A 15679-nucleotide genomic window follows, 5' to 3' on the forward strand; every position below is an offset into this window, starting at 1 on the left:
GGTGACCCGCCCCGCGACCGCGGCCGGCCCCCCCTCCGTCGAGTCGCTGCGGTGGACGCTGGCGCTGTGGGGCACGGCGACCTACCCGTTCGCGGCACTGGTCATCGCGCTCACCGTCGGCCACGGCAAGCAGCTGCTCCGGGCCCTCGCCTACGTGCTGGCGACACCCGAGCCGGTCTCCGTGTGCATGGGCTACGGGGTCGGCTACCTCATCGTCCAGTACCGCGTCCGCACCCCCAACCCGAGCTTCATGCAGTCACAGGTCTTCGCGGCCTGCGCCTTCGCGGGGATGGTCGTCACGGTTGGCGTCCTCCACCTGCTCGTGCCCGGCGGCACCCCGCTGGCGGTGTCCTTCGGCCTGGTCATCGCGCTCAAGATCGCGGCCGGATCGGTGGCCGCAGCCCTCCTCTATCCCTGGCTCTCCCACCGGCGCTCGCCGTCGCAGCGCTACCGGCCGCTCGCATCGCGGCGTGTCACCGGCGACGCCCCGGCGGACGTCCCCGACCCGCACCACTGAGGATCAGGAATGGCCGCTCCATCGAGCCGTCGACGCAGCATCACCCGCACCCACGAGCGCATCTCCCAGCTGGGCTGGGAGGCGACCTACGAGACGCCGGTGGCGAAGCATCCCACCCGCTATCGCTTCCCGCACCGGGCCAAGGACCCGATGAAGCACATCATGCGCGAGTACCTCCCGATGGAGCTGGAGAAGGACGAGCGCGTCTACGGCGGCCACGACGCGGCGGTGCGCGCCGAGATGCCGGCGAAGGCCGAGCTCCGGTGGCAGGAGATCCTCAAGCCCTTCGTGTCGGTGACCAACTTCGCGGAGATCGGCGCGGGACGGTGCATGTCGATGCTCATCGACGCGGTGCCGAACAACGAGCTCCGCAACGGCTACCACGTGCAGTTCGTCGACGAGGTGCGGCACACCGGCATGCAGATGTCGCTGGCGCGCTGGTACGCGAAGCACTCCCCGGATCCCGCCGGCTGGAACATCGCCAACTCGGCGCTGCCGAGCACCCCGCTGACGTCGGCCGGCCTGAACATGCTCTCGCACTTCATGGTCGGCGACCCCATCCAGTGCGCCTTCACGCTCCAGGTCGTCGCCGAGACCGCGTTCACCAACGTGGCCTTCGTCGCGCTGCCCGACGTGGCGGCGCGCAACGGCGACTTCACGCTGCCCACCACCTACCTGTCGGTGCAGTCGGACGAGGCGCGCCACATCTCGAACGGCTACGCCACCCTGCTCACCGTCCTCCAGGACGACCACAACGCACCGCTGATCGAGCGCGACCTTCAGCAGGCGTGGTGGATCAACCACGCGTTCCTCGACACCTTCAGCGGCGGGATCATGGAGTACTTCTCGCGGTCGCGAACCGACCACGAGTCGTACCTCGACAAGTGGGACCGGTGGGTGCGGGACGACTGGTATCGCGCCTACGTCCTCAAGCTCGGCAAGCTGGGGCTGAACCTGTCGCCCGAGATCTTCGAGAACGCCCGCGAGCGGATCGTCAAGGGCCTCGTCCACAAGAACGTCATGCTGGCGTTCGCCGCCTGGCCGCTGCACTTCTGGCGCTTCGACCCGCTCGACGAGCGCGACTTCGAGTGGCTCGAGAACCGGTACCCGGGCTGGTACGACGACTACGGCGCCTTCTGGGAGATGTACCGGGAGGCGAAAAACCCCCAGGACCGCACCCTGCTGCTGTCGTTCCTCAACCTGTCCCCCCCCTTCTGCTGGACCTGCATGGTGCCCTGCGTGCTCGACGAGGACATGTGCCATCGCGTGGTGGATGAGCGCACCCGCTTCTACTGCTCGAAGTGGTGCTCGTGGCTCGACGAGTCCAACCCCGGCCGCTACACCGGCGACCGCAACTTCTTCGATCGCTACCACGGCTGGGAGCTCTCGGAGGTGGTCCGGGACCTGGGCTTCGTGCGCGCCGACGGGAAGACGCTGGTCGGCCAGCCCCACCTCGAGGACGAGAACCGCTGGACCCTCGACGACATCCGGGCATGTGAGCTCGAGATCAGGAGCCCGAACATCCGCGTGGCTCAGGAGATGGGCCTGCCCAGCGGCGACTGGCACGCCGCCGCGATGGCGGATCGCGCCATCGGGGCCGGTGCGCGCCCCGCGGTGCGGCCGTCCGCCAACGGAACGGCGCACGCCTGACCGGGAGCGGGACATGTCCCCACGCGTCGTGTTCGAGCCGATCGCCGAGGAGATCGAGTGTGAGGAGGACGAGTCGGTCCTCGACGCCGCCTTCCGTCAGGGACTCAACCTCGCGCACGGCTGCCGTGAGGGCCAGTGCTCGGCGTGCAAGTCGTATCTGCTCCAGGGCGAGGTGTCACTGAGGCGGTACTCGAGCTTCGCCCTCTCCGACTCGGAGGAGGCGAACGGCTACACGCTGCTCTGCCGGGCGATGCCCGACGAGGACCTCGTCGTCGAGCTCCTCCACTACGACCCCGACAACTACCGCCTCGAGAACCCGATCCGCGACGTCCGCACCACGGTCGTCGCGGTCGAGCCGCTCACCCACGACATCCGCCGCCTCCTCCTCCGGATCGTCGAGCCGGAGGACTTCGCCTTCGTCCCCGGCCAGTACGTCGACGTCCACGTTCCCGGAACCGAGCTGCGGCGCGCGTTCTCCATGGCCAACGTGCCCGGCGATGGGCACCTCGAGCTCATCGTCAAGAGGTACCCGGGCGGCCGCTTCTCGGGCATGCTCGACGGCGAGCTCGCGACCGGCGACGAGCTGAGCGTCACCGGCCCGTACGGCGCCTTCCACCTGCGTCGCGGCGAGCGGCCGATCCTCCTCGTCGCGGGCGGCTCGGGGATGGCTCCGGTGCTCGCACTGCTCCGGCAGCTCGCCTCCCAGGGCAGCACCCGCACCACCCGCTTCCTCTATGGGGCGCGCACCCGCCCCGACCTGTTCCACCTCGACCTGGTCGAGGAGCTGGGCGCGTCGCTCGTCGACTTCCGCTTCACGCCGGTGCTCTCCCACGCGTCCCCGGAGGACGCGTGGGAGGGCGAGCAGGGGCTTGTGCACGAGGCGGTCGGGCGCTGCCTGGCCTCCGGCGAGCTGGAGGACCCGGAGATCTACATGTGCGGCCCCCCGCCGATGATCGACGCGGTCACCGAGCTCGTCGTCGACGGCCACGGGATCGCCCCGGACCGCATCCACTTCGACAGCTTCACGACCTCGGCCGACGCCGGGGCCGCCACCGGCAGTGCGCTGCCGCAGCGATGAGAGGAGGCACCGACGTGTCCACCCCGGCTCCCCCCGTGAAGTCCCTCGGCGACGGCATCCCGGCACCGGGCGGTGGCGGCGAGGAGGGACGCACCTTCCAGTGGTTCACCCCCCGCAGGCGCCGCGCCAGCCTGTACGAGGACGTCACGATCGACACCCAGCCGTCGATCCACCGCCACATCACGCGGGGCTGGCCGCTGAGCTTCGAGGACGGTCGGGGCATGTGGTGGGAGAGCTCCACCGCGCTCCGCTGCGTCGACTGGTACGACTTCCGCGATCCCGGCGAGACCTGGGAGCGCCCCTACTACCAGCAGGGCGCCGGCTACGAGCGGCAGATCGAGGGGGCCCTCGCCGGCGCCGCCGCCGACCACCTCTTCGAGGACTTCAGCCCGGAGTGGGTCGACTTCCTGCGCGCCCACCTGCAGGTGCCGGCGTTCGTCGAGCATGGCCTCTGGCTGGCCTCGGCGAGCCTGGCCCGCGACTGCCTCTCCGACAGCCTGACTCACTGCCTCGCCCTCCACGCCGCGATGAAGCAGCGCTCCGCCCAGGCGGTGGTGCTCTACGCGATGGACCTGGAGCCGCACCTCGGCGAGTTCCCGATCGAGACCGCCCGCGAGCGCTGGCTGAAGGACGAGGCCTGGCAGCCCTCCCGCCGCTACGTGGAGCGGCTCGCCAACGTCCGGGACTGGGGAGAGCTGATCGTCGCCGCCAACGCCTGCTTCGAGCCCACCGTCGTGACCCTGCTCCGCCGCGAGCTGGGGATCCGGGCGGCCACCGCCCACGGCGACACCGTCACCCCGGTGGTCGCCCGCGCCGCCACCACGGAGTGGCAGTGGACCCGTGCCTGGACCGTCGAGTTCCTGCGCTTCGTCACCGAGGACCGGGAGCACGGGGAGCACAACCGCGAACTGGTCGAGGGCTGGGTCGCCCGGTGGATGCCGGACGCGACCGCGGCGGCGCTCGCCCTGGGCGCGATCGCGGGCGGCCTGTCCAACACGGTGCCCTTCGAATCCTCGCTGCGGAGCCTCCGCCAGACCGTCGCCGAGGTCTTCACCGAGGCCGGGCTTGCCGGCCTGGCGCCGGCGGCCGGATGAGCGACGCAGACGAGCGGTTCGACTTCGTCGGCATCGTGATGTCGAAGAGCGCCGAGGGCGATGCGGTGGTCTCCGCGCTGCGGAAGAAGGAGGGCGTCCAGGTCATCGAGCAGCCGTCCTTCTGGGACGTGCGCGCCCGGGACCGGCTCGTCATCGACTACGACGAGGTGAGCGAGGAGCTGGGCTTCGAGATCGACGGCTACGCGATCCAGCACGAGATGTCCACCCACTACGGGCGGATGATCGCCACCGACGACGCGCTGATGCTGTTCTCCGATCCGACCGAGGTGATGGAGCACCTCATGGGATGAGGGCGGGGGCCTCCACCGGCCTCAGGCACAGACCGCGGCCCATGGGCGCCGCCTCGCTCCTCGGCCCCGCGATGGTGGCGGCGATCGCCTACGTGGACCCGGGGAACATCGCCACCACCGCGGTGGCGGGCTCGACGCGCGGGTTCCAATTGGCCGGCGTCGTCCTCGGCGCCAGCCTGCTGGGCATCCCCGTCCAGGCGCTCGCGGCCAAGGTCGCCCTCGCCACCGGCGGAGACCTCGCCGGCGTCTGCGGCCGTGAGCTCCCCGGCATCGCGCGGGTGCTGCTCTGGGCGGTCGCCGAGGTCATGGTCATGGCCACCGACGTCGCCGAGGTGGTCGGCGCCAGCCTCGGCCTCTCCCTGCTGCTCGGCATCGGCATGCTCCAGGCCGGCGCGCTCACCGCCACGGCGAGCGTCGCGCTGCTGGCGCTGCGACGCCATCGCCCCCGCTGGTTCGAGGCGGCGATGGGGATGACGATCGTCATGCTCGGCGCCCTGTCGGTGCAGCAGCTGCTCCTCGCCGGTCACCCCGCCACCCAGGCGATGCCGGTCGGTGGCGGCGCGGCGGTGCCCGGCCTCGCCTTCCTCGCCGCGGGGATCATCGGCGCCACGGTGATGCCGCACGCCATCTTCCTGCAGAGCGCCCTGATCACCGCCCGGGCGCGCCACCGCCCACCGCACTCGCCCGGGGCCGCGTACCGGCGGGCGTGGGTCGATACCGGGATGGCGCTGGGCGCGGCCGGGCTGGTCAACGTGCTCATGCTGGTGGTCGCCGCCGTCGCCCTCCACGGCAGCGGCGCGCCGGTGGCCGGCCTGCCCGAGTTCTGGCAGCGCCTGCGCGACCTCGCCGGCCCGATGGCGGGACATCTCTTCGCCGTCGCGCTGGTCGTCTCCGGGCTCGCGTCGGCCTCGGTCGGCACGCTCGCCGGTGAGGTCGTCATGGCGGGGCTGCTTCGGCGCCGGGTGCGCCCCATGGCGCGCCGGCTGGTGACCCTCCTGCCGTCGCTCGCAGTGCTCGCCGCCGGCGTTCCGGCGACGCCCGCGCTCCTCGGCAGCCAGGTGGTGCTCAGCCTCACGCTGCCGTGTGCGCTGGTCCCGCTGATCTGGGTGACGCACAGCCGGCGCCTGATGGGCGACCTCGCCAACCGCCGCGTCACCACCGTCGCGGCCGCGGCGGGGAGCGCCGTGGTGGTCTCTGTCGCCGTGTGGGCGGTCCTGGGGGGATGACTCGCCGTGGCGTCACCTCAACCGGCGGGATCGCGGGTGAAAAGGAGGGTGGGTACGCGGCGGCGCCGTCGCTACCATCGTCACCGTGGCTGCCCCGGACAGGATCGAAGCACGTGGGGGACGTCTGTGATGAGGATCGGGATACCTGCATCCAGGCTGCTCGGCTGGATCTGCGTCGGCGTCGGTGTGGTCATGGCCGCGATGCCGTTCGCCGGTCCGCTCGTGGGGGTGCCCTTCGACGGGCTGCCGGCCCTGGCCTGGAGCGTGCACCGGGGCCTGCTGCACGTGCTCCCCGGTGAGCTCACCATCGCCCTGGGTGGGCTGCTGCTGTGGCGTCCGCCGTCGCTGGGACGCCGCTCGTCGGCGGCGGTGGCCGCGGGCCTGGTCGCGGTGGGCATCTGGGACACGGCCGGTCCCTGGATCTACGGCCTGTTCACGCCCCACGCCCGCCAGTCCGGGCTGATGTTCCTCGGCATCCCGCAGTTCGGCGGCTTCTCCTCCGCCCACCAGATGGTGGTGAAGGCGTTCTGCCACTGGCTGCCGGGCACGGTCACCCTCGGCCTGGCGGTGGCCTGGATGGCGTACCTGGTCACGTCGCGGGTCGCGAGGCGTGGCGTCGCCACCTCCTGACGGCTCGGGGATTCACGCCGTCGCGGCGGCATCCCCGGACGACCCGGGGTCGATGCGCCGTGCGTCCCTGCACGCGCTGAGCCTCACCGGCCTCTGCTGGCCGTTCGCGAGCCTGGTGGTCGCTGCGGGCGTGGTCGCCACCGGCCGGTGGGACGGCGGATACGTGATCGCCCTGGCCCGCTTCATGGCGGACGAGGCGGGGGTGGGAAGCTGCTATGTCATGGTCGCGCTCGCCGGTGCGGTCGGCTACGCCCTGGCGCAGCAGCGCCACCCGGTGCTGCGCCAGGGGTTCGTGGAGTCGCAGATCTTCGCGGCCGTCATCTTCGGCGCGGCCACCGGTGCGGCCCTGCTCGCCCGCGCGGCGGTCACCGCCGCCGGGCTCGGGCTCGACTCTCCGCGATCGCTGCTGGTGCTCCTGCCCGTCAAGGTCGCGGCCGCGGCCGCTGCCGCGGCGTACGTCTACCCGCTCTACCTCCGCTACCGGTCCTCCGACCGTCGACCCTGAGCGGGCCGCTCCCGACGGTACCTGAATCTCCAGCAGCGGGCGCGACCGGTGGCCATTCACGGTTGTCATCGTGTCATCAGCGGCGCTTTTCGCCGGCAGCGCCCATCGTCCCCGCACATGAATCGATCGGTTCTTGTCATCGCCCCCGATGCCGTCCCGGGCGAGTGGCGCGTGTAGGATCGATTCCGACGTGATCGAGGAGTGTCGTCCGCGACCGAGCGATGCAGGGGCCACCGTGCGCGGAGACCGGCCGCCATCGCAGTTCACCGGGCTCCCGCCGCGCTGGGTGAAGGTGGTGGACCAGACGCGATGCATCGGATGCCACGCCTGCACCACCGCCTGCAAGTCGGAGAACGCGGTGCCGCTCTCCGTGACCCGAACCTACGTGAAGAGCGTCGACGTGGGGCTCTTCCCACAGGTCCGGCGCAGCTTCCAGGTGACCCGATGCAATCAGTGCGACGACGCGCCGTGCGTCGCCGCCTGCCCGACCGCGGCGATGTTCCAACGCGCTGACGGCATCGTCGACTTCGACAAGTCCGCGTGCATCGGCTGCAAGGCGTGCATGGCCGCGTGTCCGTATGACGCCATCTTCATCAACCCCGAGGATCACTCCGCGGAGAAGTGCAACCTCTGCGCTCACCGTCTGGACGTCGGCCTGGAGCCGGCCTGCGTGGTGGTGTGTCCCGTCGAGGCCATCCTCGTCGGCGACATCAACGATCCCGTCTCACGGGTGTCGGAGATCGTGCACCGCGACGCCGTCGCCGTGCGGCGGCCGGAGAAGGGCACCCGGCCCAAGCTCTTCTACAGGGGCGCCCACCAGGCGACCCTCGACCCGATCGCGGCCCGCCGCCCCAGCGGGGGCATCTTCGCCTGGAGCGAGCAGAGGGGTCCGGTGGTGTCGGGCCATCCAGGCGGTCACAACTCGTCGGCGTCGGCGGTTCTGTCGTACGACATCGGGCATGCGCTCCCCTGGGGCTGGCGCGTCAGCCTGTACACCTGGACCAAGGGTGTCGCCGCCGGCGCCTACCTGCTGCCACTCCTGCTGGTGTGGAGTGGCCGGCTCGCCGACTCCAGCCCGCTCTGGCGCTGGGCCGCCCCGATCGTGAGCGGGATGTTCCTCGCCATCACCGGGGTGCTGCTGATCTGGGACCTCAAGCATCCGCGGCGCTTCCACTACATCTTCCTGCGCCCGCAGTGGCGCAGCTGGCTGGTGCGCGGATCGTTCGTGATCGCCGCCTACAGCCTCGTCCTCGGGCTCGACGCAGTCGCCGGGATCGCGGGCAGCACGGCGATGGAGCGCACGCTCGCGATCGCCGGGGCGCCGCTGGCGGCGATGACCGCGATCTACACCGCGTACCTGTTCGCACAGGCGAGGGCTCGAGACCTGTGGCAGAGCCCGCTGCTCCCGCCGCATCTCCTCGTGCAGGCGCTGCTCGTCGGCGCAGCCGTGCTGCTGCCGGTGGCCGCCATCTGGGACGGGACGGCGGTGACCCCGCTGAGCTGGGTGCTCGCCGGCACCGCGGTCCTCCATCTGCTGCTCGTGGGCGGCGAGACGACGCTGAGCCACGGCACCGCCCACGCTCACCTCGCCGTCCACGAGATGACCCGGGGCCGCCAGGCGCGCTTCTTCTGGAGCGGGGTCGGTCTCATCGCCATCGCCCTGCTGGCGCCGGTCCTCGGCGTCGCCGCCGTCCCCTTCGCGGCGCTCGGGCTGCTCGCCCACGAGCACGCATTCGTCGAGGCCGGGCAGTCGGTTCCGCTCGCGTGAGGTGACCCGTATGGATCTGCGTCGCATCGCCGCGCGTGTCAGCGCCGCCCGACAGGACGTCGAGGCCCGGGGTGAGACCTTCTATCCCGGGCCCAGCCGTGTCCACCTCGCCGCGTACCCGCCCAGGGAGCGGTGGGACAACTGGGTGGAGCTGGAGTCGCGCGCCTGGCCGCGGCGCGAGGAGCACCGGTACATGCTGGTGCCGACCACCTGCTTCAACTGCGAATCGGCCTGCGGGCTGCTCGCCTACGTCGATCGCGACACCCTGCAGGTGCGCAAGTTCGAGGGCAACCCCGAGCATCCGGGATCGCGCGGCCGCAACTGCGCCAAGGGTCCCGCCACCCTCAACCAGGTCACCGATCCCGACCGCATCCTCCAGCCGCTGCGGCGGGCCGGGGCGCGGGGGGAGGGGCGGTGGGAGCAGGTCGGCTGGGACGAGGTGCTCGACGACATCGCCGGCCGGATCCGGACCGCGATCCTCGACGGCCGCAACAACGAGATCATGTACCACATCGGCCGCCCCGGTGAGGACGGCTACACCGAGCGCGTCCTCGCGGCCTGGGGCGTCGACGGTCACAACTCGCACACCAACATCTGCAGCAGCGGCGGCCGGGCGGGCTACCACTACTGGATGGGCATCGACCGCCCCAGCCCCGACCACGCCAACGCCCGCGTCATCCTGCTGATCAGCGCCCATCTCGAGGCGGGGCACTACTTCAACCCCCATGCGCAGCGGATCATGGAGGCGAAGGAGCGGGGTGCGAAGCTGGTCGTCGTCGACGTCCGTCTCTCCAACACGGCGACCCATGCCGACCACTGGCTGGCACCGCATCCGGGAAGCGAGGCGGCGATGCTGCTCGCCATCGCAAACCACATCATCCAGACGGGTGCCTACGACCGCGAGTTCGTGCGCCGCTGGTGGAACTGGCAGGAGTTCCTGACCCATGAGCACCCCGAGCTCGAGCCCACGTTCGAGATCTTCGAGCAGCGGCTGCGCCTGCTCTACGCGGACCATACCCTCGAGTCCGCCGCCGCGGAGTCCGGGCTCGACGCCGGCGTGCTCCGGCGGGTGGCGGAGCTGGTCGCCGGCGCGGGCACCCGGCTGTCCACCCACACCTGGCGATCGGCGACGGCGGGCAACCTGGGCGGCTGGCAGGTGTCACGCTGCCTCTTCCTGCTCAACGCGCTGCTCGGTGCGGTCGCCACCGAGGGCGGAACATATCCCAACACCTGGAACAAGTTCGTCCCCCGTCCGATCCACATGCCCCCCCACCCGCAGGGGTGGAACCAACTGACCTGGCCGGAGGAATTCCCGCTCTCCAACAACGAGATGTCCTTCCTGTTGCCGCAGTTCCTCAAGGACGGCCGGGGGACCCTCGACGTCTACTTCTCGCGCGTCTACAACCCGGTGTGGACGAACCCGGACGGCTTCAGCTGGATGGAGGTCCTCACCGACGAGCGCCTGGTCGGTCTCCACGTCGCGCTCACTCCGACCTGGAACGAGACCGCCTTCCTCGCCGACTACGTCCTGCCGATGGGCCATGCGTCCGAACGGCACGACCTCCACTCCTACGAGACCCACGACGCCCGCTGGCTGGGCTTCCGCCAGCCGGTGCTGCGGGCCGCGCGCGAGCGGCTTGGCGAGACCGTGAGCGACACCCGGGAGGTCAACCCGGGTGGGGTCTGGGAGGAGAACGAGTTCCTGATCGAGCTGAGCTGGCGGATCGACCCGGACGGCACCATGGGCATCCGCCGGCACTTCGAGTCGCGGCAGCACCCCGGGCAGAGGCTGGGCGTCGACGAGTACTACGCACACATCTTCGAGACGTCGGTCCCCGGCCTCCCCGAGAGGGCGGCGGCCGAGGGACGCACGCCGCTGCAGTACATGCGCCAGTACGGTGCCTTCGAGGTCGAGCGCGGCATCGGACCGCTGCACGAGCAGGAGGTGCCCGCGGCGGAGCTGGCCGACCTGCGCGTCTCGGACGGTGGCCGGGTCTACACCGGGGCGCCGAAGCCGGAGGCGGTGAACCTGGCGCCGGAGGGCGTTCCCGACGGTGACGGCGAGGGCCGGCGTCCGGTCGGGGTGCGGATCGACGGCCGCATCCTGCGGGGCTTCCCCACACCGAGCGGGCGGCTCGAGTTCTACTCCCGAACCCTGGCCGACTGGGGCTGGCCGGAGTACGCGATCCCCACGTACATCCGGAGCCACGTCCACCCGGGCCGGCTCGCACCCGACCAGGTGGTGCTGCTGTCCACCTTCCGCCTCCCGACCCAGATCCACACCCGCAGCGCCAACGCCAAGTGGCTCGACGAGATCGCCCACACCAACCCGCTCTGGCTGCACCCCGTCGACGGCGACCGGCTCGGGGGCATCGCGACCGGGGACCTGGTGCGGGTGGAGACCGAGATCGGGTATTTCGTTCTCAAGGCGTGGGTCACCGAGGGAATCCGGCCGGGCGTGGTTGCCTGCAGCCATCACATGGGCCGGTGGAAGGTGCAGGAACAGGGCGTGCGGGCGATGATGGCGACGGTCTCCCTCGACCACGAGGGCTCGAGCTGGGCGATGCGGCGCGTCGCCGGGGTCGGCCCCTACCGGTCGAGTGACCCGGACACCCGTCGCATCTGGTGGACGGACGTCGGCGTCCATCAGAACCTCACCTTCCCCGTGCACCCGGACCCGATCTCGGGGATGCACTGCTGGCACCAGGCTGTCCGGGTCCGCCGTGCCGAGGCCGGCGACCGGTACGGCGACATCAGCGTCGACACCGCCAGGTCACGGGACGTCTACCGTCGCTGGATGCAGGGCACCCGGGCGGCGTCCGGCCATTCGCCCGACGGCACCCGCCGGCCCCACTGGCTGATCCGGCCACTGCGGCCCGGACGTGACGGCTACCTCCTCCCCGACGCCGCCCGGCGCCGGCCGGTGCCGGACGGGGCGCCGTAGCGTGGAGCTGGTGAGGGCGCTGGCGACGCTGGTGGAGCCGCCCTCGGCGGATCGCCGCGCACTCGAGCATGCGCTCGGCCTGGCCGCGCCGCCCTCTGCCGAGGAGCACACCGACCTCTTCGTCCTGCAGCTGCCGCCCTACGCCTCGATCTACCTCGGCGAGGAGGGGATGATCGGAGGCGACGCACGCGACCGCGTCGCCGGGTTCTGGCGGGCGCTCCGTCTGCTCCCCCCCGCCGAGCCCGACCACCTCACGGCGCTCCTCGGCCTCTACGCCACCGTGGGCGAGCTCGCCGAGACCGAGACCGAGCCGGCGCGGCGTGTCCTCGCGGAGCGCGCGGGCGCGGCGCTCTTCTGGGAGCACCTGGCGAGCTGGCTCCCCGTCTACCTGCTGCGCGTCGGCGAACTCGGCGCCGGGCCCCACCGGCGGTGGGCGGCGCTGCTGGGGGCTGTCCTCGCAGCGGATGCGGAGCGGTGGGGACCGCCCGACTCCATCCCGGCGCACCTCCGTGAGAGCACCGCGCTGGTGGACGAGGACCTGGACCGCGAGCGCATCGTCCGCGCCGTGCTCAGCCCCGTGCGCAGCGGCCTTGTCCTCACCCGCGCCGACCTGGGGCGGGCGGCGCGCGACCTCGGCCTGGGGCTGCGCCTCGGAGAGCGTGCCTTCGTGGTGAGGACGCTCATCGACCAGGACGCCAGGTCCGTGGTGCGCTGGCTCGCCGGTGAGGCGCGGCGGCAGGCTGGAGGTCATCGTGGCCTCGCCGCGCCGCTGCAGCCGCTGGTGAGGCTGTGGCGGGAGCGCGCGGAGTCGTCCGCATGCCGGCTGCTGCGGCTGGTCGGGGACCGCACCGCATGAGGGCGGGCAGGGCACACCGCCGGAGCGGGAGCTGAATGTCATGCCAGCCGAGGACCGGCATGCCCGATCCCCTGCGGGTCCTGATCGCCGACGATCACCATGTCGTCCGACGTGGACTGGCCATGATCCTTCAGGTCGAGGCCGGCGTCGACGTCGTCGGTGAGGCGTGCAACGGCCAGGAGGCGGTGGAGATGGCGCTGCGGCTCCTCCCCGACCTGGTCCTCCTCGACGTCCGGATGCCCGGCCGCGACGGCGTGCAGGCGGCGCAGATCATCAAGCAGCGGGCGCCATCGGTGCGCATCCTCATGCTCACCGGGATCATCCCGTCGCAGGCGACGATGACGATCTTCCAGGGCGCTGCCGACGGCTACATCCTGAAGGATGCCAGCCCACCGGAACTGCTCGACGCGATGCGCTGCGTGGCCGGCGGCAAGCCGTACCTCCAACCGTCGATCATCCGGCAGCTCTTCGGCGCCGTCACGCCCGAGGTTGAGCAGGCGGAGACCCTCCTCGGTCCCGCCCTCACCGCGCGGGAGATCGACGTCCTGCGGCTGATGGCTGGCGGTCACACGAATCGCGAGATCGCCAGCCGCCTCTCAATCGGGGAGGAGACGGTGCGCACTCACGTGAAGCACATCCTCCACAAGCTGGATGCGTCCAGCCGAACCCACGCCGTCAATGCCGCCATCCGCGCCGGCCTGCTCGAACTCGGCTGACGCCGCTCAGGGGACCGTCGCCCCGGTCCGACGAACCAGCGTCCGTCGATGCGAGCGCATTGGATCCCGAACACCACGAACCGGTGGCTCCAGCGGCCCGCTGACTCGCGGCCGAGGTGATCGGCCTGTCGTCCACCGACCGCCGACCGAAGCGCCGCAACCGGAGTGCGTTGAGAACCACGCTGACCGAGCTGAAGGCCATGGCCAGAGCGGCGCAGATCGGCGGCAGGACGTTGGCCACGGCGAGAGGCACGAGCAGGACGTTGTAGCCGAACGCCCAGGCGAGGTTCTGGCGGATGGTGCGGAGGGTGGCCCGGGAGAGCGCGATGGCCGAGCCGACCGCCTCGATATCACCGTGGACCAGGGTGATGTCCGCCGCCTCCATCGCAACCCCGGTGCCCGCGCCGATGGCGATGCCGACGTCGGCGAGCGCCAGCGCGGGGGCGTCGTTGATGCCGTCGCCCACCATGGCGACCGTGCCGAAGCGACGCTTGAGGTCACTGACCAGGATCGACTTGTCCTCGGGCCGGAGCTCCGCGTGCACCTCGTCGATGCCCACCTGCCGGGCGATCGCCCTGGCGGTGGCCTCGAGGTCGCCGCTGGCGAGCACGATGTGGAGGCCGAGCCGGCGGAGTCGGGCGATACCGGCAGCCGCACCCGCCCGCAGCGGGTCGGCGACCGCCAGGACGAGGCGCATCTCGGTGCCAACCGCCACGCCGACCGGGGTGTGCGCCCGCTCGGCCATCTCGGTGGCGGCTGCCTGTGCCGTCGGCGAGGTCATTCCATGCTCCCCGAGCCAGCGAAGTGACCCGACGAACACCTCGGCGTCACCGACCAGGCCGCGCACGCCGCCACCGGGGACCGCCTCGACGAGGCGAGCCTCCGGGAGCGAGCCGGCCTCTCGACCGCGACCGACGATCGCCCGCGCAAGCGGGTGCTCGGACGCCTGCTCGATGGCGGCCGCGAGCAGGAGAGAGGAGGAGACGTCGGCGTCTCCCACGGGGATGACCGCCACCACCTCGGGCCGACCCAGGGTGAGCGTGCCGGTCTTGTCGAACACGATCGCCCGCAGCCCGTGGATGCGCTCGAGTGCATCACCGCCGCGGACCAGCAGGCCCATCTCGGCGCCACGCCCCGTGCCCACCATGATGGCCACCGGCGTGGCCAGTCCCAGCGCACAGGGGCAGGCGACGACCAGCACCGCGACCGCGGGGATGATGGCGCCGATGACGGTGTGGCCGGTGAGCAGCCAGCCAGCGAAGGTGGCAGCGGCCACGACCAGGATGGCGGGGACGAAGAGCGCGGAGACGCGATCGGCCAGTCGCTGCGCCGGCGCCTTCTCAGCCTGGGCGCGCTCGACGAGGTGGAGGATCTGGGCAAGCACCGTGTCCGAGCCAACCCGGGTCACCCGGACGACCAGCGGCTGGTTGCCGTTCACGCTGGCGCCGACCACCTCGTCGCCGGCACCCCTGCTGACGGGCAGGCTCTCGCCGGTGAGCATCGACTCGTCGAGGCTGCCGGTCCCCTCGAGCACGGCTCCGTCGGTGGGGACACGCTCTCCCGGGCGGATCAGGACCACATCACCGATCCTCAGGCTCTCGACGGGGATGTCCACCGACGAGCTGCTGCCGACCCGGGCCTCCGCCCACTCCGCCCTGGCGAGGAGGTGGGCGACCCGCGGCTGGAGACCCGCGAGCACTTCGATGGCGTCGCCGGCCCGGCCGCGCGCGACGATCTCGAGCAGCTTGCCCACCGAGATCAGGGTGATGATCAGCGCGGCGACGTCGTAGTACGTCATCGCGGTCGCCATCGACATCCCCGGCATCTGGTTCGGTGGAAACAGGGTGACGGCAGCCGAGTAGACGAAGGCGACCGTGGCGCCCAGGGATACCAGGGTGTCCATGTTGGCCGACCGGTGGCGCGCGGTCCGCAGTGCCCCACGATGGAAGGTCCAGCCGACCCATCCGAAGACGGGGAGAGCAAGCGCCAGCTGGGCGAATTGAGACCAGCGGTCCATGCCGTAGCCGTAGCTGAGCACGAGGATGGCCGCCGAGAGGACGCCGCCAGCACCGATCTGCCAGAGCCGGTACCGGACGTTCGCCCGACGGCGCGCACGCCGCTGTTCGGCCTCCTCGCCGGCGGGCCGCTGGCGGGCCAGGAGCCGTCCCTCGTACCCGGCCTCGCGGACCGCCCTCAGGAGGCACTCGGGGTCGATCCCCGGCGCTGCGCTCACCTCGGCGCTCTCGGTGATCAGACTGACACTCGCCGCCTCGACGCCGGGCACCGTGGCAAGCGCCCTCTCCACCCGGCGCACGCACGAAGCGCAGGACATTCCCTCCACGCCGATCCCCATCCGCGTCGCCGCCTCGTTCACAGCCATGGCC

Annotated in this window: 13 protein-coding genes; 12 read left to right on the top strand and 1 reads right to left on the bottom strand. The window is 71.6% G+C overall.

Annotated features, from left to right (window positions below):
* Position 1: 1 nt before the first annotated feature.
* From VGL20_19770 to VGL20_19825, 12 genes are all read left to right on the top strand, one after another.
* Positions 2–517, top strand: coding sequence for a hypothetical protein (locus VGL20_19770; GenBank protein ID HEY2705926.1), 516 nt, complete (start codon positions 2–4; stop codon positions 515–517).
* A 9-nt stretch (positions 518–526) separates the two neighbouring features.
* Positions 527–2167, top strand: coding sequence for a methane monooxygenase (locus tag VGL20_19775; GenBank protein HEY2705927.1), 1641 nt, complete (start codon positions 527–529; stop codon positions 2165–2167).
* 13 nt (positions 2168–2180) lie between these two features.
* Positions 2181–3245 carry a 2Fe-2S iron-sulfur cluster binding domain-containing protein gene (locus VGL20_19780; GenBank protein HEY2705928.1) on the top strand — a complete coding sequence of 355 codons (1065 nt, stop codon included), beginning with the start codon at positions 2181–2183 and terminating at the stop codon, positions 3243–3245.
* On the top strand, positions 3242–4339 hold the full coding sequence (locus tag VGL20_19785; GenBank protein ID HEY2705929.1) for a hypothetical protein: 1098 nt from the start codon (positions 3242–3244) through the stop codon (positions 4337–4339). Before VGL20_19780 ends, VGL20_19785 begins: the two co-directional genes overlap by 4 nt.
* Complete coding sequence (locus tag VGL20_19790; GenBank protein HEY2705930.1) at positions 4336–4650, top strand: MmoB/DmpM family protein; 315 nt, start codon at positions 4336–4338, stop codon at positions 4648–4650. Before VGL20_19785 ends, VGL20_19790 begins: the two co-directional genes overlap by 4 nt.
* 41 nt (positions 4651–4691) lie before the next feature.
* On the top strand, positions 4692–5876 hold the full coding sequence (locus VGL20_19795; GenBank protein HEY2705931.1) for an Nramp family divalent metal transporter: 1185 nt from the start codon (positions 4692–4694) through the stop codon (positions 5874–5876).
* 192 nt (positions 5877–6068) lie between these two features.
* Positions 6069–6506 carry a hypothetical protein gene (locus tag VGL20_19800; GenBank protein HEY2705932.1) on the top strand — a complete coding sequence of 146 codons (438 nt, stop codon included), beginning with the start codon at positions 6069–6071 and terminating at the stop codon, positions 6504–6506.
* Between the two features lie 52 nt (positions 6507–6558).
* Positions 6559–7011 (top strand): hypothetical protein, encoded by a 453-nt coding sequence (locus VGL20_19805; protein HEY2705933.1) that lies wholly within the window; start codon positions 6559–6561, stop codon positions 7009–7011.
* Positions 7012–7306: 295 nt separating this feature from the next.
* Positions 7307–8779 (top strand): 4Fe-4S dicluster domain-containing protein, encoded by a 1473-nt coding sequence (locus tag VGL20_19810; GenBank protein ID HEY2705934.1) that lies wholly within the window; start codon positions 7307–7309, stop codon positions 8777–8779.
* Between the two features lie 10 nt (positions 8780–8789).
* Complete coding sequence (locus VGL20_19815; GenBank protein ID HEY2705935.1) at positions 8790–11723, top strand: molybdopterin-dependent oxidoreductase; 2934 nt, start codon at positions 8790–8792, stop codon at positions 11721–11723.
* Between the two features lies 1 nt (position 11724).
* Positions 11725–12579 (top strand): molecular chaperone TorD family protein, encoded by an 855-nt coding sequence (locus VGL20_19820; protein ID HEY2705936.1) that lies wholly within the window; start codon positions 11725–11727, stop codon positions 12577–12579.
* Positions 12580–12638: 59 nt separating this feature from the next.
* Complete coding sequence (locus VGL20_19825; protein ID HEY2705937.1) at positions 12639–13295, top strand: response regulator transcription factor; 657 nt, start codon at positions 12639–12641, stop codon at positions 13293–13295.
* Here VGL20_19825 and VGL20_19830 read toward each other — a convergent pair.
* Positions 13255–15675: a heavy metal translocating P-type ATPase gene (locus VGL20_19830; protein ID HEY2705938.1), complete on the bottom strand. Its 2421-nt coding sequence runs from the start codon at positions 15673–15675 to the stop codon at positions 13255–13257. The two genes, VGL20_19825 and VGL20_19830, sit on opposite strands and share 41 nt — an antisense overlap.
* Between the last annotated feature and the right edge of the window lie 4 nt (positions 15676–15679).

The organism is Candidatus Dormiibacterota bacterium (assembly GCA_036495095.1).
GTDB lineage: Bacteria > Chloroflexota > Dormibacteria > Aeolococcales > Aeolococcaceae > CF-96.